Here is a 22,122-nt window from a genome sequence, read left to right on the forward strand (position 1 = left end):
GAATCGACTCCCTTAGCGTATATTTACACTCCTGCGTACGAATGCAAGCCTGCAATAACCAGATTAACCCCAATCAGCGTAAACAAAACGACGATGAAGCCGATAACGGCGAGCCATGCCGATTTCGTTCCCTGCCAGCCGCGAGACAGCCGAAGATGGAGATACGCGCTATAGAAAAGCCATGTGATAAGCGCCCATACTTCCTTGGGATCCCAGCCCCAGAAGCGTGACCAGGCGATCTGCGCCCAGATCATCGCGAAGATCAGCGCCCCGAGCGTGAAGACCGGGAAGCCGATCGCGATGGCGCGATAGCTGATCTCGTCCAGATCCTCCGGATCGATCCCGTCCAGATGCGGATGGATCACGGCTGCCAGCGGCTTCCGCGCGATCAAGCGGGCGATGCCGTACAGAATCGCTCCCGAGATGATCGACCAGATAACGGTGTTGAGCTTGCGCCCCGCGTTGACGCCGTTCATCCACGACGGAGCTTCGAACAGCGGCTGCTCCATTCCCAAGAAGGAAGTCATATGAACCGTCTCGCTATTATACGGAGCCACGATCGGCGGCAGGTCGTATTTGACCGATTGCACGGAGTCCAGTTCCTGCCCCTGCTGATCGATCTCGAAATTCTCTTGCCTGAATTCGGCCGAGTATCCTCCGGCGCGGAAGCCGAAGACGGATACCAGGAATCCTATGATGACGATGATAAAGATCAACACCCATTCCACGCCTCGTTGCTGCCTGACGGCCGATTTCTCTTTGCTGGAGAAGTCGACCACCCGCAGCAGCTGAACGAGCGCCGCCGCGAAGCTGACGGCGAAGAACGCTTCGCCGGCCGCGGCCGTCGTCACGTGGACCTTGAGCCAGATGGAATTCAGCGCGGGAATGAGCGGCTGCACTTCCGACGGGAACACCGACGCATAAGCGATGATGATGACCACGAGAGGCGTTGCGAACGCCCCCAGAAGCGCAGTTCGATAGATTAAGTATACAACAATAAAGGCGAACATGATGGCCATGCCGAGGAATGTCATAAATTCATACATATTGCTGGTCGGGATGTGGCCGCCGCCCTTCCAGCGGGTGAAGAAGAAGACGAGATGGCTGACCCAGCCCAGGATCGCCAGGACGAAGCCGATTCGAGCCCATCTCTTCTTATGGGCCTCGACATCGCGATTGCTCCAGCGCCTGCCTCCGATCGCGATGCAGAACCCTATGAAAGAAAAGCAGTAGAGAAAGAAAGCGATAATAAAAGCGTTGCTGCTGATCGATAGCCAATTCAACGTGTATTCCTCCTGTTATCGAGTGCCTTGGGATCCACTTCGATTCCTGTTTTCTTCAGAGCGCCCGCCACTTCGGAGCGAATGCCGAACGTATTCTTATTCGTATGGGCTCCGAGCGTCAGGATGCCGTCGTCGATCCTCAGCCACACGCGGCGATGATGCCAGTAAAAGCCCATCACGAGACCGATCATCGAGATCGCGGCCCCTACCCAGATGTACGGCATCGCGCGGTCGACCCGAACGTTCAGATAGGTCGTATATTCGGAGAAGCTCACGTTCTCCATCTTGCCTACCTCGAAGGAGAATCGGCCCGAATTGTTGCCGCTCTTCTGGAAGCTGGCGTTGATCATCTGCTGAAGCTGCTTGTCCTCCGCGTTAGGCAACGGGAAGTAGATGTAGATCTCGCCGCTCTCGTCGAGCCCAGGCCCCGTCACGATAAAGACGAACGCCGGATTGTTCGGATCGCGGGACTTGGTCATCGGGCGGTTCTGCTCGTCCATGCCGAAATCCGGATAGACGTCGCTTAATTTCAAAGTATAAGGACCTGCCGTATAAGTCAATGGCGGATTGCTCATCGGCAGCTCGAAAGGTCCGTACTTCTCGCCCGTCCGCGAATCGACGAGCATCGGCTTGACCGTGATCAGGCGGATCCGCTGCTCGTAATTGTATTGATAGAGCTTCAGGCCCTTGTAGGACAACGGACTGTTCACTTGAATGTCGTGGCGGTCGACTTCCGTCAGCACCGGCTCCTTGATCGGATCGTCGCAGTCGGCCGTGCACTCGTAAAGCACCGCCTTCGTCTCGTACAGCTTGGCCCGGGCCGTTCCCTTGAGATTGTCCGGGAGCTCTTCGTCCTTATAATACTCGACGGTGAAATCCTCGTTCTTCACGTAATAATTCGTGTTCGGAATCTGCTTGGTCTGCCCTTCGTCCATCGACACGTACTGGTCCATGTGCCAAGCGGGCACTCCGCGCCCGAGCACGGCAAGCAGGAAGATGATCAGGCCGATATGGTTGATATACGGTCCCCAGCGGCTGAACCGGTTCTTCTCCGCCAGGAGCGCCGTCCCCTCGATCTTGACCTTGTAGTGCTTGCGTTTCAACTGCTTGGCGAACGACTCGGTCCATTCTTCCGGATTCTGCTCTAGCTTCGCCTTGTAGACCGTCTGCTGCCGGTTGATGAACGTAAGATGCTTGCGCACCTGCTGCTTGGAGAGCGCCTTGTAGAGAGGCAGAACCCGGTCCAAGCTGCAGACGACGAGCGAAGTTCCGATCATGACCAGGAGGCCGATGAACCACCAGGATTCGTAGGTTCTCGAGAATCCGAGAGCCTGGTAGACCGCCCCCCATGTCCCGTAGGTATCGCGATAATATTGCGCCGGGTCGTCCAGATTGATGAACGTGCTCTCCTGCGGGTAAATCGTCCCGATAGCGGCGCCTATCAAGGTAATGACAATGAGATAAACCGCGATCTTAACGGATGAGAAAAAATTCCACACTCTATCGATAAGAGCGGGATTGTCCTTCTGTGAGCGGCGCGCGACTCCGTCGTAACGCATCTCCAGAGGGCTATCCAGCGGCAAGTCCTCGACCAGCGGCTTGCCGCAGTATTCGCAGAGCACGGTGCCCGTCGGATTCTGGTGCCCGCATTCGCATTTGGTGTTCTGAAACAACCTCGACAGCCTCCTCAGCTCCACTTATTCCCCAAACAGTCGCCTAATGCGAGAATCGATATCCTCCTCGCTCATAGGTCCCCCTATCACGATATCTTGAATCTCTCCGTCCGGCGTAATGAAGAACGTCGTCGGATACTCCTTGAGTCCGTACTTTTTCTCCGTCTTTTTATTGCGGTCGAGCAGAATCGGGAAGTACGCGCCGACGCCCTCGGCGAATCTTTGCACCGAAATCCGGTCCTCGCTCAGGTTGATTCCGACGAGTTCAAGGCCTTTGTCCTTCCATTTGTCGTACTCGTGCTGCAGCGCGGGCATCTCGTTGCGGCAAGGAGGGCAGAAGGTGCCCCAGAAGTTCAGCACGAGTGGCTTGCCCTTATAGGACTCCAGATCGTGCACGTTGCCCTCCAGATCCGCGAGAACGAATTCCGGCGCGGCTTGTCCGGGCTTCAGAACGGGCGAAGTCGTGAAGAAGGAACGCCCGACGGCATAGCCTCCGATCAAGATGACGAGCGCCAGGATGACGTATTGGATAGGCTTGCGATAACGCTTCACTTTTTCACCACCGAATGGATATGTATGGGCTTTCGCAATTCGCCCCTATCGGTCATTATCGGCAACACGAAACGCCCCATACAGGGGCGGCTGCTTTAGGTGACCTAATTAGTTCCATTATAACGAAAACACCGGGGCCAAGGATAATCCCTTAACCTCCGGTTATGAACATTGTGTGACGTCAATCCTGCAAGGATGACGATTCTGCGTCTTGCAAGAGCTCTTGGAGCTCCGCTTTGGACAGCTTTCGGTGCTTGCCCCTCTGAAGATTGTCCAATTGAAGGCTGCCGAAGGAGATTCTCTTCAGCCGGATGACGGGATGGTGGATCGCGTCGAACATGCGCCGCACCTGGCGATTGCGTCCCTCGCGGATCGTGATGCGAATGGTCGCCTGCTTGTTATCCGGGTCCACGTCGTGGTATTCGACCTCTGCCGGAGCCGTCATGCCGTCCTCCAGCTTGATGCCCTTGGCCAGCTTCTCCAACGCCGAGCCGTGCGGAACCCGCTCGACGGTGGCCAGGTAAGTCTTCGGCACGTGATGCTTCGGATGCGCCAGCTTGTTCGCCAGCTCGCCGTCGTTCGTGAGCAGAAGCAAGCCCTCCGAATCGTAATCCAGCCTTCCGACCGGATACACCCTCTGCTTGACGTCCTTCAGATAGTCGGTGACGACGGAACGGCCTTTCGGATCGCTGACCGCCGTGATGACGCCTTTGGGTTTATTGAATACGATATAGACTTTCGATTCCTTGAGAATCTTCTTCCCGTTAACCGCGATCTCGTCGACGGCCGGGTCCGCTTTGACTCCGAGCTCCGTCACGGTCTCCCCGTTCACGGTCACCTTGCCGCTCGTAATCAGTTCCTCGCACTTGCGCCTGGACGCGATGCCGGCGTTCGCGAGAATTTTCTGCAAACGTTCCAAGTTGGTTCACCTCATCCCCCATCATACCCTCAAGACGGGCTTAAAACAACAGCAAACATACCGCCACCGCCGCGAAAAAACCGACCGCGTCCGAGAAAAGGCCGACTTTGAGCGCATAGCGGGCGTTGCGAATGCCGACGGCTCCGAAGTATACGGTCAGAACGTAGAGAGTCGTGTCCGTGCTTCCTTGGATGGTCGCCGCGATTCGGGCCGCCAGGGAGTCCGCGCCGTGCGTCTTGATCAGATCGGTCGCGTAAGCGAGAGATCCCGCGCCGGTAATAGGACGAAGGAGTCCCAGCGGCAGCACGTCCCCGGGGACTCCGAATTTCTCGAACAGGGGCCGGACCGCTTGAACGAGCGCATCCATGGCGCCCGACGCCCGAAACATGCTGATCGCCGTCATCATGCCGACCAGATGAGGAATGATGCCGACGGCGGTCCCGAAGCCTTCCTTGGCTCCGTCGACGAAGCTCTCGTAGACGGGCACCTTGCGGAACGCCGCGTAGAGAGGGATGAGCACGATCATCATGGGCACCGCCCAGGCCGATACCTGATGAAGGAAGGCGATCATCGGTTACCCTCCTTTCGTATCCGCGGCCTTGCCGGCTTGCAGCGGCGGCAGACGGTCCCGGCTGCGGTACCAGCGATCGGCCGCGATCGCCGCCCCCGTCGCGACGATCGTGGCCAGAAGCGTGCTTGCCACGATATCGGTCGGATGGGCGGAGCCGAAGTTCATCCGGATCGCGATCATCGTCGTCGGGATCAGGGTAATGCTTGCCGTGTTCAACGCCAGCAGCGTGCACATCGCCGGAGTCGCCGTGTCCGGGTTGGGATTCAGCTTCTGGAGCTCCTGCATCGCCCGGATGCCCATCGGCGTGGCGGCATTGCCGAGGCCGAGCAGGTTCGCGCTCATGTTCGTCAGAATAAAGCCGAAGGCCGGGTGATCCGCCGGAACGTCCGGGAACAGCTTGCGAACGAGCGGCGCGACCAGCCGGGCCAGCTTGCTCACGAGGCCCGCCTGTTCCGCCACCCGCATGAGGCCGAGCCAGAAGACGAGAATGCTGATGAGGCCGATGCATACCGTCACTCCGGTTTGAGCTCCTCCGAAAGCCGCTTCGGTCACCTCCTGCACGCGACCGTTCACCGCGGCGAACGCCACGCTGATCACCATCATCCCCAGCCAGATCCAGTTGACCATTCCGACCTCTCCTTCCGTAGCTCTAAGGGAAAACCTTCGATTTGATCCAAGCCAAGATCGATTTCATTCGGGCTTGCTCGTCCGGCGGAGAGCCGTTCGCCTTCGCTTCCGGATTGTTCGGAGCCGAGTCGTTCGAAGAAGACGGCGCCGCCGCAAGGCCCACCGTTCCGATCTCTTGATCGCCCAATCTCAGCGCCAGCTTGCCTCGGGCTCCGAATGCGTAATCGATCGAATCGGACGCGATCGGCACGATCCGCAGCCTCAGCTTCTCCCGTTCCCCGTCCGCGAACGGATAACGGAAGTCGTTGACGGTCACGAACGGGTATCCGGCGACCGTCTCGCCTTTTTTGATCACCGTCTCCAAGGGATACTTCTCGAAGCCGTAATCCAGCAGACGCCGGTGATCCTGCCAATCGTTCCGGTCGTTAAGCGTAACCGCCACGAGCTGCTGCCCGTTCCTCGTCGCCGAGCTGACCAGGCACCTTAACGCTTTTTTGGTATATCCCGTCTTGACTCCGTCCGCTCCCTCGTACTGCAGCAGCATCTTGTTTTTGTTGATCCATTTGTACTCCCACTTCTCGTTCGGATTCGGCGCCGTCTTCACTTTCGTTCTCACGATGGAGCGGAACGTATCGTTATGCAGCGCGTAGGAGGCAAGACGCGCCAGATCGTTCGCCGAAGAGTAATGCCCTTCTTGATCGAGGCCGGACGGATTGGCGAAGCGGCTGTGCTCCATGCCCAGTTCCTCCGCCTTGAGATTCATTAAATAAGCGAAGCCTTCGACGGAGCCGCCCACGTGCTCGGCAATGGCGGTAGCGGCGTCGTTGCCGGAGCGCAGCATCAGCCCGTACAGCAGATCGACGAGCTTGATCTTCTCCCCCGCCTTCAAATACAGCGACGACCCTTCCTTGCCCGCGGCTCTAGGGCTTACCGTAACGACTTCGTCCAGCTTGCCGTTCTCGATCGCGACGATCGCCGTCATGATCTTCGTCAGGCTCGCGATTCGCAGCTCCTTATCGCCGTTCTCCTGGGACAGAAGCCTTCCCGAAGCAACGTCCATCAGCGAGGATGCGACGGCCTGCGTATGAAGGACGGCAGGCGAGCCGACCGCCGGCAGCGACGCCGGGCCGGAAGGAGGCACGGCCGCCTCGGCCGTCGAAAGCTCGGTCGATATCGCTAAGACCGCCGCAAGCAACAAGGTTGTCCGAAGCAACCGGTTGACCGTATGTCTCATAGCTGTCTGGTTCCTCCTCGGGTAGATGCGGACAACCTATGGCGAAGATTCTTCTACCAATTTATGTAGGCATGTCCGGATTGATTCTTGTCTAGTTTGCTTGGAAAAGCAAAAATTCCGGCCTTGCGGCCGGAATGGCGTGATCGACTGCAATTGGGCCAATAGAACAAAGCCTTCAGGCGAACGCGTTCCTTACATGACATTATCGTTCGACGAATGAATCGAGATCCGGTTCGTTTCGACCGATTCGCCGGGCCGGCGGAAAATATTCTGAATTTTGTCGACCCATTGCGGCGCTTCTTCGATGATTCTCTCGAAAATGTGGGTTTGATTATCCAACGGCACGACCTTTACTCCTTGCGTACCTACGACCAGGAACGCGATCGGAGTGATCGATACCCCGCCGCCGCTGCCACCGCCGAACGGAAGGGACACGGAAGCGTTGTGGCCTTTGGTTTCCCCGTTGCCATGGTTGGAAGAATCGGAAGCCGACCTCGTGCCGTTCTCGTCGACCTGAAACTCGCTTCCTCCCGCGGCGAACCCGAATCCGACTTTGGAGATGGGCATAATAACGCTCCCGTCCGGAGTTTGAACGGGCTCGCCTACGATGGTGTTGACGTCCACCATCTCCTTAATGTTCTCCATTGCCGTTTGCATAAGGCCTTGAATTGGATGTTCGGACATAATGCGCATCCTCCTTTCTCCCGATAGCTTGCCCTTCGCCCAGCCTCGTTTATTCGCCTCGCGGATTGAGGTTTCTTGGCCGTTCAGGCATGCTCCGGCCCCGCGTTCCATGTCTTCCACGCCCGAAGCGCTTGCCGGACGCGAACCGTTCGCGTGCCGAGTCCGATCATGGACAGCGCCAGCTCGGAAGCGCGGATGCGAAAGTCCGCTTCCCATACGAAAGTGAATTCCTTGCCGTTATAGACAGGCTCTACCTTGCCGTGCGGATGGGTCCTCAGACGTATGTATTGGCTCGCCATGCCATTGACGCATCCCATCAGCGTCCAGAACAAGCCGGACAGCACGGCCGTCATAGCGGCGTCTCCCGTACCGATCCTAACGTCCATTCTCCACCGGGTGCATTCCACTCGCCGCAGCGTTCGAATGGACCATTCCTTAACATGGTCGATCGACAGCTTTAAGCTTTTGGTCGCGTTCCACAGCCTTCGGACGGTTCCGTTGTCGATGAATCTTTTGTCTTGCCCGTCCTTATTTTGCCCGGCCATGCTGCTCTTGGCCTTCTCCTCATAGAAGATTCCCCAGCTCCGCAACGTGATCGTAGGAATCGTGCGCTGAGTCTGAACGACCCCGTACAACGCTCGGATAACGATGACGAGCTGATCCAGCTGGCCGCTGCGCCAGTATCGAACTCTTATCCGGATAGACGACAACAAGGCTGCGATCAGGAGAATGATGACGACGGCCGCTGCCCCTGTCCAAAACCAAAAAGCCATACTCCCCCCGCCTTTCGCTAAAGGGTAGTATGGCCTTCTGTCTTCGTTCTTCATTCGGTTGGCAGGGCTTCATTTCGCTTCCAGGGCTTTCAGGTCGTCGAGCGAAAGCTGTCTGCCTTCGATCTTCTCGAACAAAAGCCGGGATTGCTCTTCGATCTCGTCGTCCGTCTCGTTGATCATCGGATCCGGCAATTGATCGAGGCTCGCCAGACCGAAATAATCGAGGAACGCCTTGGTCGTTCCGTATAGAATCGGCCGGCCGAGCGCTTCGGCGCGCCCGACCTCTTCGATCAGGTCCTTGACGACCAGCGTATGGATCGCCCGGTCCGCCTTGACTCCGCGTATCTCCTCGATCTCGATCCGGGTAATCGGCTGTCGGTAAGCGATGATGGAGAGCGTCTCCAACGCGGCTTGGGAGAGCACGGCGCGAGAAGGGTTATACGCCAGCTTCTCGAAGTACGGCGCGTGCTCGGGCGCCGTGGTCAGCCGGAAGCTTCCCGCTACTTCCGCGATGCGGATTCCCCTTTTCTTGCGCTTGAGGTCCGTCTGCAGGTCCTTCAGCACGTCGCGCACGACGTCGACGTTCATCTCGACGACCTCGGCGATCGTCTTCGCGTTGATCCCTTCGTCGCCGGAAACGAACAACAAGCCCTCAATAACTGACTTCAGGCTCGAATAGTCCATCCCCAACCTCCTCTCTTCCCGTCCAAGACAACACGATTTCGTCGAACAATTGATTCTGATAGCAGGTGATCCAATGCCTTCTCATCAGCTCGAGGATGGCGAGGAACGTCACGACGACCTCCTGACGGTCCATTTGGTCGCCGATCAGTTGAGAGAACAGAACCTTGTCCTCTCCCTCTTCCGATCTGCCCCTCAGAAGCCCGACGATGTCTCGAATGCGATCCATAATCGAGATCTCGTCGCGTTGAATCGCCGAGATGCGATTGCGGCCCTGCACGCGCCGGAGCGCCTTCCGGAAGGCCCGGACGAGATCGTCCACGTGCAATCCTTCGACCGGATTCTGCGGAATATCCGGAACGAACGGCTCCAGGTCCGCCGGCTCGCGCGTATAAGTCTGGCTGCGTTCGAACTCGTGCTCGCGCAGCTCGCTGGCGATCGCCTTGAACTTGCGATACTCGATCAGCTTGCGGATCAGTTCTTCGCGAGGATCGTAGCCTTCTTCCTCGTCGAACGACACCCAAGGCTCGTCGGTAACCGGCGGCTTCGGCAGCAGCTGCCTGCTCTTCATCGCGAGCAGCGTCGCCGCCATGACGAGAAACTCGCTCGTGACGTCGAGCTCCAGCTCCTGCATGGCTTCCAGATAAGCAATATATTGATCGGTGATCTCGCTGATGGAGATATCCTGGATGTCGATCTCCGCCTTATCGATCAAGTGAAGCAGCAGATCGAGCGGTCCTTCGAACGTTTCCAGCTTGTAAAGCACCGTCACGCGGATCCCTCACCCTTCCCAGACTCTTAAAAGCTTATCATACTACTTATCCTTTAAGAGCGCTAGTCAGGTTCGCCATCTCGATAGCCGAAACAGCCGCTTCCCAGCCCTTATTGCCGGCCTTGGTGCCCGCCCGTTCGATCGCCTGCTCGATGCTGTCGACGGTCAGCACGCCGAAGATCGTCGGAACGCCCGTCTTGAGTCCCGTCGCGGCCACGCCCTTGGCGACTTCGTTGCACACGTAATCGAAGTGGGGAGTCGATCCGCGGATAACCGCTCCAAGCGTAATGACCGCGTCGTACTTGCCGCTCTCCGCCATCTTCTGCGCGATCAGCGGGATTTCGAATGCGCCAGGCACCCAAGCCACTTCCACCTCGTGGTCCTCGGCTCCGTGACGCTTGAAAGCGTCCAGGGCGCCGCTAAGCAGGCGCGTCGAGATGAATTCATTGAATCTTCCCGCGACGATTCCGTATTTTAATCCTTGGGAAACCAAATTACCTTCATAATAAATAGCCATTGTCCTTCATCCTCTCATTAAGTTCAAACGCTGCTGCCAGCCGATTAAACTCCCAGTTTATTGTCGTTGTCCGCCGATTCCTTCTTCTCTTCGCCGGAGAAGCCCAGCATATGGCCCAGCTTCGCCTGCTTGGCGCGCAGGTAGCCGGTATTCGTCTGATTCGCCTCGGTCTGGATCGGGACGCGCTCGACCACGTTAAGCCCGTAGCCTTCCAGCCCTCGGATCTTCCGCGGGTTGTTCGTCAGAAGCCGGAGCCGGCGTACGCCGAGATCCTTCAGTATCTGGGCCCCGATGCCGTAATCCCGCAAATCCGGCGCGAATCCGAGCTTCAGGTTCGCGTCGACGGTGTCCAAGCCTTCTTCTTGAAGCTTATAAGCTCTGAGCTTATTGATCAAGCCGATACCGCGTCCTTCTTGTCTCATATACAATAGCACGCCGCTTCCCTCTTCGTCGATCTGCCTTAAGGCCGCCTCCAGCTGAGGTCCGCAGTCGCAGCGATGGGAATGGAACACGTCGCCCGTCAAGCATTCGGAATGCACGCGGACGAGCACGGGCTTCTCGCTGTCGATCGTTCCTTTGACGAAGGCGACATGCTCCTTCGCATCCACCAGATTCGTATAGGCGATGGCGTTGAACTCGCCGAAGTCGGTCGGGATGGTCACTTCGACCTCCCGCTTGACCAGCTTCTCCTTCTCGTTCCGGTAACGGATCAGCTCTTCGATCGTAATCAGCTTAAGAGAGTGCTGCTTGGCGAACTCGATCAGGTCCGGCAATCGGGCCATCGTTCCGTCCTCTTTGACGATCTCGCAGATGACCGCGGCCGGAGTGGAACCGCACATCCGGGCGAGGTCGACGGCGGCTTCCGTGTGCCCCGATCGGCGCAGCACGCCGCCGTTCTTGGCAATCAACGGGAACATGTGGCCCGGTCGGCGGAAGTCGGAAGGCTTCGCGTTCGGGTCGATCAATCCCCTTACCGTATCCGCTCTCTCGTAAGCCGAAATGCCCGTCGAAGTGGATGCATGATCGACGGATACGGTAAACGCCGTGCCATGGTAATCGGTATTGTGCGTAACCATGGGAGGAAGGTCCAATTGCTCCGCCCTCTCCTGGGTAATCGGCACGCAGACGAGTCCTCTGCCTTCCGTAATCATGAAGTTGATAATCTCGGGCGTCGCTTTCTCGGCAAGTACGATCAGATCGCCTTCGTTCTCGCGATCCTCGTCGTCCACGACGACGATCGCTTTGCCTTCCATCAGATCCTTCAGCGCGTCTTCGATCCGGTCGAACTCGAAAGCTTCCGGGCTTCCACCCGCATTCCGCCGTTCATCGTTCGTGCTCATGCTCGTTTCCTCCTCTTCCCTTGTTTCTGCTCTATCCATTCTTTACTATCTCGATAATCCGAAACATCGATTCGGATCGATTCGGATCGTCGCGGCCTTCCTATCGGCCGGATGCTCTCACCCTAAGGTTAGAAGCCTAATTCTCTGAGCTTCGCTTCGGTTAGGCCGCCGCCCTTCGGACTTCCGGAGGACTGTTCTCCGAGCCTCTGCGCCAACAGATGGTCCACGTACTTGCCGAGAATGTCGCATTCGATGTTGATCGTTTCGCCCGGCTTCTTGTACTGCAGCGCCGTCTCCTGCAGAGTGTGCGGAATAATGGATACCGTGAGCGTCCCCGCTTCCCGGTCGACGAGCGCCACCGTCAGGCTGATGCCGTCCAGCGTGACGGAGCCTTGCGGCACGATCTGGCGCAGCGTGCTTGGGTCATGCGGCTTAATCGTGAACACGACCGCGTTCGCATCCTCTCGGCGATCCGCGATCGCGCCCGTCCCGTCCGCGTGGCCTTGGACGATATGGCCGCCGAACCGTCCGCCCGCCATCATCGCCCTCTCCAAATTAACCGGGTTGCCGGGCTTCAGCTCGCAAAGGTTGGAGTGCCGGAACGTCTGCGGCATGACGTCGGCGTTGAAGCTTCCGCCGTCGTAGGAGACGACGGTCAAGCAAACTCCGTTAACCGAGATGCTGTCGCCGAGCTTGACGTCTTCCAGCACCTTCTTCGCCGCGATCGTCAAGATCATCGCTTCTCCGCGCTTCTGTACCCGTCGGAGCACGCCGATCTCTTCGATGAGTCCTGTAAACATGGAGCGCACTTCCTTCCTACTCCGGTTTCGCCCGGTTGCTCGGATACCCCGTCACGCACCAGTCGCGACCGAAATGTTCGACCGACACGTTCTCAAGCTCGAGAGCGTCGCCCATCCGATCGGGACCTTGAAAGGCGAATGCGGACGGAGCTTCGGAGCCGACGAGCTTGGGCGCGTAGAACAGCATGATCTTGTCGACAAGACCGGCTTCCAGCAGCGATCCGTTGATCGTTCCTCCGCCTTCCACGAGAATGGAGCCGATCTCCTTCTCCCCGAGCTTCTTCAGCGCCAGAGCCAGGTCCACGCGAGGTCCCGGACCGCACGCGATCACCTCGGCTCCTTGCGCTTCCAGCTCTCGCGCTCGTTCTGCCGGCGCGCTCTCCGTCGTCAGCAGAATCGTGGGGGCTTCTCCGTTCAGCACTCTCGCGGAGACCGGCGTGCGAAGCTTGGAATCGACGACGATTCGGATCGGGTGGAGGCCCGGTACCGATAATCGGGTCGTCAATTCGGAGTCGTCGGCCAGAATCGTGCTGACTCCGACCAGGATCGCGGCGTTCCGATGGCGGAGCGTATGTACCGCTTCGCGGGCTTCGGGCCCCGTGATCCAGCGGCTGTGGCCCGTTCGGGTCGCCACTCTTCCGTCCAGCGTCGCCGCCGTCTTGATCGTCACGAAAGGAAGCTTCGTCATAATGTACTTGTTGAAAGCTTCGTTCAGCTTGCGGGACTCTTCTTCCAGCAAACCGACCGTGACGTCGACCCCGGCTTCCCGCAGCCGCTTGATGCCTCTTCCCGCGACAAGCGGATTCGGATCCGTCGCCGCGACGACCACCCGCTTGACGCCCTCTTGGATAAGTCTCTCGCAGCAAGGAGGCGTTCTCCCATGGTGGCTGCAGGGCTCGAGCGTGACGTAAGCCGTCGCTCCCTTGGCGTAATCGCCCGCCATGTTCAAAGCGTGAACCTCCGCATGTCCTTCGCCCCGCTTCAGGTGCGCGCCGATGCCGACGACCCGTCCCTCGTTCACGACGACGCATCCCACCACGGGATTGATGCTCGTCTGTCCGGCGGCGCTGGAGGCCGCTTGAAGCGCAAGTCTCATGTAGAATTCGTCATTGATGACTTCCATTTCTCTCTCACTCCCTTGACGTCCGGCAATGCAAACAAATAAGCCCCCGGAGAACATGTCCCCAGGGGCAGATGGCAGTTACACAGCGTAAGACAGACCTATTGCGTGCGCGTCCGAAACCGGCGGCAATCGACCAGGCCGAGCAAGAATCGCCAAAGCAAGCTGCGAGGCAGCCGCTATTAGACTAAACGAAAGTCGATGTTCTCTACCGCGAGCGACGACGATAGCATAGGTCCCTATCGACGAAGCCGCGCGAACCCAGACACCGCAGCTTTCATTTGTTGGCGCGAAAACGACTGATTTGTGAAAAAAAGGACAAAGCAGGTCGTTTCCCATCTTGTGCCGGTAACCCGATTGTTCGCTGCATGTTGGACGCGGCAAGGCCGCGCTGCGCTCCTTCTCCCATCCAGACTGTAACTGTCGGTCCCGGACTCTCACCGGGTCAGCCGCCTCGCGGGCTCCGGTTGACCGGAAGCTGCAAGAACGGGTCACGGACTGACGGCGGACGGATCCGCCGAACACCGCCGGTGGGGAATTGCACCCCGCCCCGAAGGTAGACGCTTGAATCAATGACTTTGTAAATCACCGTTAACCGTAAGAGAACTCTCTTAAAGCTTACGTTGATTGGAATAGTAACACTACGGCGGCAAAATTGCAACCACCTTTCCATTCGTTTTCAAAGGTAAACGCATTCAATTCATCGTTTTAGTCGGAATTGCTTTCTTCGACCTCACGAATTCCTCGAACAAAAAAGGGCTGCCACTCTTCGACACACATTTCGGTTCGCTCCTTATATAATGAGAACCGAGTTATTATTTTTCAATTATGGATGAGGAAGGGATTAAATGAGAAAAAAAGGGTTTTCGCTGCTGATCGGGATCGTCATGTTTCTCTCGCTTTCCAGTCAAGCATTCGCGGCACCGTCTTCCATCGCTACCTCGTGCGGAGTCGCCAAAGGAACGGCATCGTCGCCTATCCGGATTTGCAGCTCGGAAGACTTGAAGCTGTTGGCCTCGTATCCGAGCTCCCACTTCTTATTGAGAAACAGTATTGCGGTCGATGATGCCTGGATTCCGGTCCCGTCATTCTCCGGTACGTTTAACGGGAACCATCATACGATATCCGGCTTGCAGGACAGCTTGATCGATCAGAACTACGGGACGATCAGAAACCTGATCTTGTCGTCCTCCGTCCTCCATGACCAAAGAGGAGCCTTGTCGATCGCCAATTATGGATACGTATCCAATCTTAAGGTTTATGGCGAGGTCTACGGCGATAACGCGGGGGGAATCGCGAGCCTCAACGAAGGAACCATCGAGTACTCGTCTTCCTTCATGGAGATCGGCGGCAAGTCCGTAACCGGAGGGATCGCGGCCCGGAACGGGAAGAACGGCATCATCCGTTATTCGCATTTCAGCGGAGAAGCGGGCGCATTCGCCCAGAGCGGCGGAATAACCGCCTTTAACGAGGGATTGATCGCGAATTCCTTCTCGTGGGGGAAAGTTTCCGTGGTGAGCGGAGGCGCGGGAGGCGTAGTGGCCCACAATTATCCCGGAGGCGCGATCCGAACCAGCTGGTCGGCGGGAGAAGTTCATTATCTGTACGAGCCGCGGCTCGATGTCGGCAAATTCGCGGGCAAAAACAGCGGAATTATCGTCAACCCGATCATCACGAACCACGTTTATGCAGATGGCGTTCTGGTGGAGTAAGACCGAAACGTTGCTCGCGAATCGAATGAAATAAAGCAAACCCTCCGAACGTTGCGAATAACGTCGGAGGGTTTGTCGTTTGGCCCGAGGGTCGGAATTACTCTTCCCACACCTTGACTTCGTTCATCTTGCTGCCGCCGCGAAGCTCGTCGACATGCTCCATGCCCGAAGTGACCTTGCCGAATACCGTGTGCACGCCGTCCAGGTGCGGTTGCGGAGCGTACGTGATGTAGAACTGGCTGCCGCCCGTGTTCGGACCGCGGTGAGCCATGGCGAGAACGCCGCGCTCGTGCTTGTTCGGATTGATTTCGCAATCGATCTCGTAGCCAGGGCCACCGGCACCTGTTCCCTGTGGGCAACCGCCTTGAGCGACGAAGCCCGGGATGACGCGGTGGAACGTCAAGCCGTTGTAGAAGCCGCTGTTCGCCAGCTTCTCGAAGTTCGCGACCGTATTCGGCGCGTCCTTATCGAAAAATTCAATCTCAATCGCATTGCCGTTCTCCAGCGTGATCGTGCCTTTCTTCATTCCCTGTCACCTCGTAAGCGTAAATGGTTTGCGGCCGATAGAATTCTATCTTACTTGGCTACCGCCTGCTTGCGCAAGCGCGCCGGAATCAAGTCGTTGCCTACGATGTTGTCGTAAGTCTCGCGAGCAACGACAAGGTCGGCCTGTCCGTCGCGTACGAAGACGACAGCGGGACGGCGAATCCGGTTGTAGTTGCTGGCCATGGCATAATTGTACGCTCCCGTGCAGAAGACCGCAAGCAGGTCGCCCGTTTGCACCTTCGGCAGGTTCAGATCCCAGATGAGCATGTCGCCGCTTTCGCAGCACTTGCCCGCGATCGAGACGACCTCGGAGACGGCTTCGTTCGCGCGGTTGGCGAGAACCGCTTCGTACTTGGACTCATAGAGAGCCGGACGCGGATTGTCGGTCATGCCGCCGTCGACGGCCACGTACTTGCGCACGCCCGGAATGTCTTTGCTCGTTCCGACCGTGTACAGTGTCGTGCCCGCGTCGCCGACGATGCTGCGGCCCGGTTCGACCCAGATCTCCGGAAGCGGATATTCCGCGGCCGTGAACTCGCCGATGATCGCGTCGGTAATGGCCTTAACGTAAGTCGCGACCGGAAGCGGAGTATCTCCTTCGACATAACGGATGCCGAAGCCGCCGCCGAGGTTAATGACCGGGAACGTCGCGTCCAGCTTGTCGCGCACGTCGATGGAGAACGCGGCAACCTTCTCGACGGCCATGCGGAAGCCTTCTACCTCGAAGATCTGCGAGCCGATGTGCGAGTGAACGCCGAGCAGCTTCAGCTGAGGAAGCCCCAGCGCCGTCTTCACCGCTTCGAACGCCGTGCCGTTGCCGATGTCGAAGCCGAACTTCGAATCCTGCTGGCCGGTGGAGATGTAGTCGTGAGTATGCGCTTCGACTCCCGGAGTCACGCGCAGAAGGATATTGACTTGCTTGTTGTGATCGACAGCGATCGCGTTCAGAAGCTGAAGCTCCACGAAGTTGTCCACGACGAAGCAGCCGATATTCGCCTTAAGCGCCATCTCGATTTCTTCCGGCGTCTTGTTGTTGCCGTGGAAGTGGATGCGCTCCGCCGGGAAGCCGGCTTGCAGAGCGGTGTACAACTCGCCGTCGGAGACGACGTCCAGGCTCATTCCTTCTTCTTCCGCGAGTCGGCACATCGCCATCACGCAGAATGCCTTGGAAGCGTAAGCGACCTGGAAGCGGAGTCCCGTCTCGCGGAACGCCTCCATGTACTCCCGGGCGCGTTGGCGCACGAGCGCCTCGTCCACGATATAAAGCGGAGTGCCGAACTCCTTGGCTAGATCGGTGACGTCGCAGCCTCCGATTTCAAGATGTCCTTTGTCATTAATGCGGCTGGTTCCATGCAGGTACATTCCCATTATCCCCTTTAACGAATATTCTCGGATTCGGACGACCGACGGCCGATCGCGGTCCGGTCATTTGCACGATTTATCCTAGTATATCCGATCCTGTCCGCGCGGGAAATGGAGGATTTAGAAGAACATTTGCATTCGTTCCTTCGCTACCCGTGCCGCTCGCTTTCTCCGGCTCCTCTTTCCGTTGTCGCGAGGGGCTGCTTGACGTTCTGTTTCGTTCGGTTGATCGAGGGTCTAACCTTGTTCTTGGGCCGCGGCCTGCGCAGGATAACGGCCAGCAACGCGCCCGCGTTGAACGGAATGAACGGCCACAGGTACGGGGAGTTGAACGAACGGGTAAGCGACAGCCAAATGACGATAATCGTCGTGGCGGCGATCAAACCCGGCGCTTGGAACGCGAAAGCCGCAAGCAGCAGCACCAGCCGTACGATCCGGTTCGCCAAGCCGAGCTCATAGCTGGGGGTGGCGAACATTCCGATCGCGGCAACCGCCATGTACAAAATAACCTCGTTGATAAAAAGCCCCGTCTTCACGGCGATATCGCCGACGAGAATAGCCGATACGAGCGACATCGCGGTCACGAGCGGAGACGGGGTATGGACGGCCGCCAGCCGCATCAGATCGACCCCGACCTCGACCAACAGGAATTGAAGGACCAGAGGCAGGTCCCCCGTTTTGTTCGCTCCGAGAAACCAAAGCCAATGCGGACGCAATTCCGGATGCTCGGCGAACAAGAACCAGAGCGGCAGGAGGAATATCGAAGACAGGATTCCGAAAAAGCGAACCCAGCGCAAATACGTGCCGATGAAGGCGTTCTGGCGATTTTCCTCGGCATGCTGGACCAGATCGAAGTACGTCGTCGGAAGCACGATAACGCTAGGCGATGTATCCACGATGACCGAAACGCTGCCGTTCATCATATGCGCGGCAACGACGTCCGGCCTCTCGGAATACCGAACGAGAGGGAACGGATTCCAGTCCGTCTTGACCGTCAGTTCCTCCAGCTGCTTGTCGGCGAGCGGGATTCCGTCGATGTTGATGGCTTGAATTTTATCGCGGAGCGATTCCACCAGCTTCGGGTCGGCAATGTCCTCGACATAGCCCATCGCCACGTCGGTCTGGGTGCGGGTTCCCACCTTGAGGATCTCGAAACGGAGGTGGGGATCCCGCAGTCTCCGGCGCACGAGCGCCACGTTCATCAGCAGCGTCTCCGTGAAGCCGTCCTTGCTTCCCCGCACGACCTTCTCGAGAACGGGCTCGTCGGGCGTTCGGGTCGGGTACTGCTTCGCATCGATAATCAGGGCGGTACTTTCTCCATCCACGTAGAAAGCGGTATTGCCGATCATCACTTCCTCGATGAGCTTCTGCATGGAATTCGTCACGGTCACCTGTACGGCCGGCAAATAAAATTCGAAGAACGTCTTTAAGGCGCTGCTGCCCTGGCGAAGCGACTCCGGATCCAGATAGCTCAGCCTTTTGATAACCTCCGTCAAGGAGACGTCTTTCGTAAAACAGCTCAGGAAAAGCAGGCCCGTGCGTTTATGGCCGAAGGTCATCTGCCGTACCTGCACGTCGAAGCTGGACTCCAATCCGCTTTTGCGCTTCAGCTCTTCCAGCCAATCGTCGATATCGGGAGGAATCCGATCCTCGGGCTTGAGATCGTCCGGATCGGAGACGTTGAAGCCCCCCGGCTCTTGCCTTCTCTCGGACCGGTCCCGCGAAGAAGCTTCCCTGCCTTCCCGCTCCCGATCGGCATGCGCCCGACCCTCTCGCTCCGATCGCTCCTTCTCCTCGCGTTTACGGTTCACTCCGACAGGCTTCGGAACGATCATCCCGTTCTCGTTTCTGCCTTCATCCTGCAGGGGTGCCATCGTCTCGGCTGCCGGTTTTCTCTCGGCGGTGGATAGGTCCATGCTGCCATGCTCGTTCGTTTCCATCTCGAACCCCTCCTTTTTCCAAATCTTATCTAGGTTGCAATATCAGCCAATCCACGAGCGATCCGGTTGTCTTCCCTAGAGCCAACGCGATCAAGAGAGCGAACAAATATCTTTTGAGGCCCAATTGCTTCGTCAGAATGGGAATGACGTTCAGCACCTCCGTCAAAGCGGCCGACATCATGCCGACGAACACCCCTTGGAACACCGCCGGGATGAGCAGAATCGCCTGGGGAAGAACAAACCTCCAACCGAAGAAATCCGCGCAGCACCAATAGACCGCCCCCGCCAACAGAGCGGACTCGAACACCCAAGAGCGCCGATGGGCGCGGGTAAGCTGGACGAGCCGGGGGATCAGGTCCAATACGATCAGCAGCGCGATAAAAGCGCTGCCCACGGCGAACCCGCCGGCCAGAGCGACGACGGAGACGAGAGCGAACCCGGCCGCCTCAATCATGGCGCGCCTCCCGGGCCCGCTCTTGCTTCTTCCGGAATTCTTCCGTTATGACGTAATGGTTGACGTTCTCCTGGTACATGAACATCTCGACCTCGAGCGGATTCGGTTCGTCGCTTCGGCGCTTGCGGAACAGCCGATTGAAGAACAGCAGCATGCCGAGCCCGACCCCGATGGAATACGGAATCTGGAACAGCCAAGGGTGCCGGTCGCCGCTTCCGGTGAGCAGCTCGACCACCCTTCGCTGCACCAAAGGCATATTCACGTCGGCATGGAAGTTGACGATCGTCATCCCGGAACCGAAGAACAGAAGGAGCCACGCAAGCACAAGCGCGACTCTCCTCGGCTTCTGCTCCCCGTTCTTCGTGATCTCGACCAGCACATGCGGTTCCCCGTAAGTCTCGATGACGATGCCCGGAGCTTCTTCGCGAATTCGGCGAACGATGTTCAGCATATCGATAATAAGCCGATCGCCGTCTTCCGGCTTCGCCCGGACCAGCTCAAGCTCCGACAGCCTCCTCTCGACATCCGGTTCCGAAACGATCCGCGCGATGTCGCCCAATCGAACCGCTTCGCCTTGTTTCATGACAATTCTGCGCCTAAGACGCAGGTAGACGGTCGTCTCCACCGGCTTCCCACTCCTCCCGCAGCGTTACCCGCCTAAATCTCGATTGACGCCGATTCGCACCATCCTTGCCAGTAGTATGAAACAAATGAACGGAACAAATCCCCCAAAAATCGCCTCCGATAGACGAAAAAACGCCCGCGCCTGGAAGCCGGGAGGCTTGGCGCGGACGGTTCGGGATTCATTGGGCGATTTGCTCTTTGATGCTTTGCAGTATTTTTTTCTCCAGACGGCTGACTTGAACCTGAGAGATTCCGAGCCGGCTGGCCACCTCCGATTGGGTCTGATCCCGGAAATAACGCAGGAATACGATCAAGCGCTCCCGATCGCTGAGCCCCTGAATGGCCTGCGTAAGGGCGAGCTTGTCGAACCATTTCTCCTGGGATTCGTCCGCGATCTGATCCATCAGCGTGATCGGATCCCCGTCGTTCTCGAACACCGTCTCGTGAATGGACGTCGGCGGCTTGTTCGCCTCTTGGGCGAAGACGATCTCCTCCGGTGTGACCCCCAGCTCCTCCGCCACCTCGCCGATGGTCGGCTGCCTTCCATGGCGCTTGGAGAGCTCGTCCTTCGCCTTGCGAACCCGGTTCGCCATCTCCTTGAGAGATCGGCTTACCTTGAGCGTTCCGTCGTCCCTCAGAAATCGTTGAATCTCTCCGATTATCATAGGGACGGCATAAGTAGAGAACTTCACGTCGTAGCTAAGATCAAATTTATCTACCGCCTTCAGGAGACCGATGCAGCCGATCTGGAACAGATCCTCCGAGTCGTACCCTCTGCCCGAGAAGCGCTGAACGACGGACCAGACGAGCCGAATATTGCTCGACACAAGCGTCTCGCGAGCCGTCCCGTCGCCGGATTGGCTTAACGCGATAAGCCGCTTGACTTCGGAATCGTCCAGATACCCCTGCGGCGACGATCGCTTCCATTCGATTTCCATTGCTCCAACCCCTGCCGCGCGGTATTTAGTTGAACAGCGCCTTCTTGGATTCGATTCTTTTCTTCATGCGAAGACGGGTTCCCTTGCCGGGTTCGCTGGACACGTCCAGCTCATCCATGAAATTCTCGATAATCGTGAAGCCCATGCCGGATCTCTCCAGCTCCGGGCGCGAGGTGTACAGCGGCTGCCGGGCAAGGTCGATGTCCTCGATGCCCCGGCCTTCGTCCGCAACGGTAATCGTGACGGTGTCACCGTCGATCTCGGCTTCCAGCAGCACGACTCCGTCCGGCTTATTCTCGTAGCCGTGGATGATGGAATTCGTCACCGCCTCCGACACGACCGTCTTGATATCGTTCAGCAGCTCCAGCGTAGGATCCATCTGAGTGACGAACGCGGCTACCGCCACGCGGGCGAACGCCTCGTTCTCCGAACGGCTCGCAAAGCTAAGCTTCATGAAATTGCCTGCGCTCATGATACGACCTCCAATCCGGCTAGAGCCGAACGCTCCGTCTCGTAGAATGAGATAATCTTGAACAAGCCGGACAGCTCGAACAAGCGTTTTACGCCCGAATGAACGTCGCACACGACCATTTTGCCCCCGCGGCTCTTGATCAGCTTGTATCTTCCGAGAATGACCCCGAGACCCGAGCTATCCATGAACTGCAAGTCTTTCAAACTGAGAACGACATGCTCCACGCGACCTCTTAGAATCGCATCTTCCATCTTGAAGCGGACGATATCCGCCGTATGATGGTCCAATTCCCCTCGCAATCTGACAACCAAGACATTCCTATGCTGCTCCAATTCCACCTGCAAGCTCACGCCGATCCCTCCCCATCGTGTACCAACGGCTGTGCCACTTTTCCGGATTACTGCTTAACTCAATTCTACGAACCGGATTTCCATTCCTGCCCCCCGACAAAACTAGAAGCTAGCTTCTTCCCCCCGACAAAATACAGCAAAGAGGCGCAAGTCTGCCGCTTGCCGCCTTCTTTGCCCA

General features: G+C 57.8%; 24 protein-coding genes and 1 riboswitch. Of the genes, 1 reads left to right on the forward strand and 23 read right to left on the reverse strand.

Annotation, left to right across the window (positions count from 1 at the left end):
* Positions 1-23: 23 nt before the first annotated feature.
* From ccsA to ribD, 15 genes are all read right to left on the reverse strand, one after another.
* Positions 24-1,283 (reverse strand): cytochrome c biogenesis protein CcsA, encoded by a 1,260-nt coding sequence (gene ccsA / locus H7B67_RS15080; protein ID WP_185120670.1) that lies wholly within the window; start codon positions 1,281-1,283, stop codon positions 24-26.
* Positions 1,280-2,956: a cytochrome c biogenesis protein ResB gene (gene resB / locus H7B67_RS15085; RefSeq protein WP_185120671.1), complete on the reverse strand. Its 1,677-nt coding sequence runs from the start codon at positions 2,954-2,956 to the stop codon at positions 1,280-1,282. Before resB ends, ccsA begins: the two co-directional genes overlap by 4 nt.
* 24 nt (positions 2,957-2,980) lie before the next feature.
* Positions 2,981-3,508 carry a redoxin domain-containing protein gene (locus H7B67_RS15090; protein ID WP_185120672.1) on the reverse strand — a complete coding sequence of 176 codons (528 nt, stop codon included), beginning with the start codon at positions 3,506-3,508 and terminating at the stop codon, positions 2,981-2,983.
* Positions 3,509-3,689: 181 nt separating this feature from the next.
* Entirely contained in the window at positions 3,690-4,427 is a 738-nt protein-coding gene (locus tag H7B67_RS15095; protein ID WP_185120673.1) for a pseudouridine synthase, read from the reverse strand.
* A 40-nt stretch (positions 4,428-4,467) separates the two neighbouring features.
* A complete protein-coding gene (locus H7B67_RS15100) occupies positions 4,468-4,998 on the reverse strand; it encodes a spore maturation protein (RefSeq protein WP_221468776.1) in 531 nt (176 codons plus the stop codon).
* Positions 4,999-5,001: 3 nt separating this feature from the next.
* Positions 5,002-5,625, reverse strand: a complete 624-nt coding sequence (locus H7B67_RS15105) for a nucleoside recognition domain-containing protein (protein WP_185120674.1) — start codon at positions 5,623-5,625, stop codon at positions 5,002-5,004.
* A 22-nt stretch (positions 5,626-5,647) separates the two neighbouring features.
* Entirely contained in the window at positions 5,648-6,859 is a 1,212-nt protein-coding gene (locus tag H7B67_RS15110; protein ID WP_185120675.1) for a D-alanyl-D-alanine carboxypeptidase family protein, read from the reverse strand.
* Positions 6,860-7,051: 192 nt separating this feature from the next.
* Positions 7,052-7,543 carry a GerW family sporulation protein gene (gene ytfJ / locus H7B67_RS15115; RefSeq protein ID WP_185120676.1) on the reverse strand — a complete coding sequence of 164 codons (492 nt, stop codon included), beginning with the start codon at positions 7,541-7,543 and terminating at the stop codon, positions 7,052-7,054.
* 83 nt (positions 7,544-7,626) lie between these two features.
* Positions 7,627-8,316, reverse strand: coding sequence for a DUF2953 domain-containing protein (locus tag H7B67_RS15120; RefSeq protein ID WP_185120677.1), 690 nt, complete (start codon positions 8,314-8,316; stop codon positions 7,627-7,629).
* 69 nt (positions 8,317-8,385) lie between these two features.
* A complete protein-coding gene (gene scpB, locus H7B67_RS15125) occupies positions 8,386-9,000 on the reverse strand; it encodes an SMC-Scp complex subunit ScpB (RefSeq protein WP_185120678.1) in 615 nt (204 codons plus the stop codon).
* Positions 8,969-9,769, reverse strand: coding sequence for a segregation/condensation protein A (locus tag H7B67_RS15130; RefSeq protein ID WP_185120679.1), 801 nt, complete (start codon positions 9,767-9,769; stop codon positions 8,969-8,971). The genes scpB and H7B67_RS15130 overlap by 32 nt, the downstream gene beginning before the upstream one ends.
* A 46-nt stretch (positions 9,770-9,815) precedes the next feature.
* On the reverse strand, positions 9,816-10,286 hold the full coding sequence (ribH, locus tag H7B67_RS15135; protein WP_185120680.1) for a 6,7-dimethyl-8-ribityllumazine synthase: 471 nt from the start codon (positions 10,284-10,286) through the stop codon (positions 9,816-9,818).
* 44 nt (positions 10,287-10,330) lie between these two features.
* Complete coding sequence (locus H7B67_RS15140) at positions 10,331-11,626, reverse strand: bifunctional 3,4-dihydroxy-2-butanone-4-phosphate synthase/GTP cyclohydrolase II (RefSeq protein WP_185120681.1); 1,296 nt, start codon at positions 11,624-11,626, stop codon at positions 10,331-10,333.
* Positions 11,627-11,754: 128 nt separating this feature from the next.
* Positions 11,755-12,426 (reverse strand): riboflavin synthase, encoded by a 672-nt coding sequence (gene ribE / locus H7B67_RS15145; protein WP_185120682.1) that lies wholly within the window; start codon positions 12,424-12,426, stop codon positions 11,755-11,757.
* A gap of 16 nt (positions 12,427-12,442) precedes the next feature.
* The gene (gene ribD, locus H7B67_RS15150) at positions 12,443-13,549 is read right to left on the reverse strand and encodes a bifunctional diaminohydroxyphosphoribosylaminopyrimidine deaminase/5-amino-6-(5-phosphoribosylamino)uracil reductase RibD (protein ID WP_185120683.1); all 1,107 of its coding nucleotides are present in this window, start codon (positions 13,547-13,549) and stop codon (positions 12,443-12,445) included.
* Between the two features lie 390 nt (positions 13,550-13,939).
* Positions 13,940-14,108, reverse strand: a riboswitch (FMN riboswitch).
* Positions 14,109-14,394: 286 nt separating this feature from the next.
* Between ribD and H7B67_RS15155 the strand changes: the two genes are divergently transcribed.
* On the forward strand, positions 14,395-15,258 hold the full coding sequence (locus tag H7B67_RS15155) for a hypothetical protein (RefSeq protein ID WP_185120684.1): 864 nt from the start codon (positions 14,395-14,397) through the stop codon (positions 15,256-15,258).
* A gap of 97 nt (positions 15,259-15,355) precedes the next feature.
* Here H7B67_RS15155 and H7B67_RS15160 read toward each other — a convergent pair whose 3' ends face one another.
* From H7B67_RS15160 to spoIIAA, 8 genes are all read right to left on the reverse strand, one after another.
* Positions 15,356-15,784: a peptidylprolyl isomerase gene (locus H7B67_RS15160; protein ID WP_185120685.1), complete on the reverse strand. Its 429-nt coding sequence runs from the start codon at positions 15,782-15,784 to the stop codon at positions 15,356-15,358.
* Between the two features lie 50 nt (positions 15,785-15,834).
* Positions 15,835-17,166: a diaminopimelate decarboxylase gene (lysA, locus tag H7B67_RS15165; protein ID WP_185120686.1), complete on the reverse strand. Its 1,332-nt coding sequence runs from the start codon at positions 17,164-17,166 to the stop codon at positions 15,835-15,837.
* A 149-nt stretch (positions 17,167-17,315) separates the two neighbouring features.
* Complete coding sequence (locus H7B67_RS15170) at positions 17,316-19,106, reverse strand: spore germination protein (RefSeq protein ID WP_245363634.1); 1,791 nt, start codon at positions 19,104-19,106, stop codon at positions 17,316-17,318.
* A gap of 25 nt (positions 19,107-19,131) precedes the next feature.
* Complete coding sequence (locus H7B67_RS15175; protein ID WP_185120687.1) at positions 19,132-19,560, reverse strand: stage V sporulation protein AB; 429 nt, start codon at positions 19,558-19,560, stop codon at positions 19,132-19,134.
* On the reverse strand, positions 19,553-20,185 hold the full coding sequence (locus H7B67_RS15180; protein ID WP_185120688.1) for a stage V sporulation protein AA: 633 nt from the start codon (positions 20,183-20,185) through the stop codon (positions 19,553-19,555). The genes H7B67_RS15175 and H7B67_RS15180 overlap by 8 nt, the downstream gene beginning before the upstream one ends.
* 178 nt (positions 20,186-20,363) lie before the next feature.
* Positions 20,364-21,122, reverse strand: coding sequence for an RNA polymerase sporulation sigma factor SigF (gene sigF, locus H7B67_RS15185; RefSeq protein ID WP_185120689.1), 759 nt, complete (start codon positions 21,120-21,122; stop codon positions 20,364-20,366).
* Positions 21,123-21,147: 25 nt separating this feature from the next.
* Positions 21,148-21,594, reverse strand: a complete 447-nt coding sequence (gene spoIIAB / locus H7B67_RS15190) for an anti-sigma F factor (RefSeq protein WP_185120690.1) — start codon at positions 21,592-21,594, stop codon at positions 21,148-21,150.
* A complete protein-coding gene (gene spoIIAA, locus H7B67_RS15195; RefSeq protein WP_185120691.1) occupies positions 21,591-21,944 on the reverse strand; it encodes an anti-sigma F factor antagonist in 354 nt (117 codons plus the stop codon). The genes spoIIAB and spoIIAA overlap by 4 nt, the downstream gene beginning before the upstream one ends.
* Positions 21,945-22,122 lie beyond the last annotated feature (178 nt).

This window comes from Cohnella thailandensis, assembly GCF_014212135.1.
Lineage (GTDB): Bacteria > Bacillota > Bacilli > Paenibacillales > Paenibacillaceae > Cohnella > Cohnella thailandensis.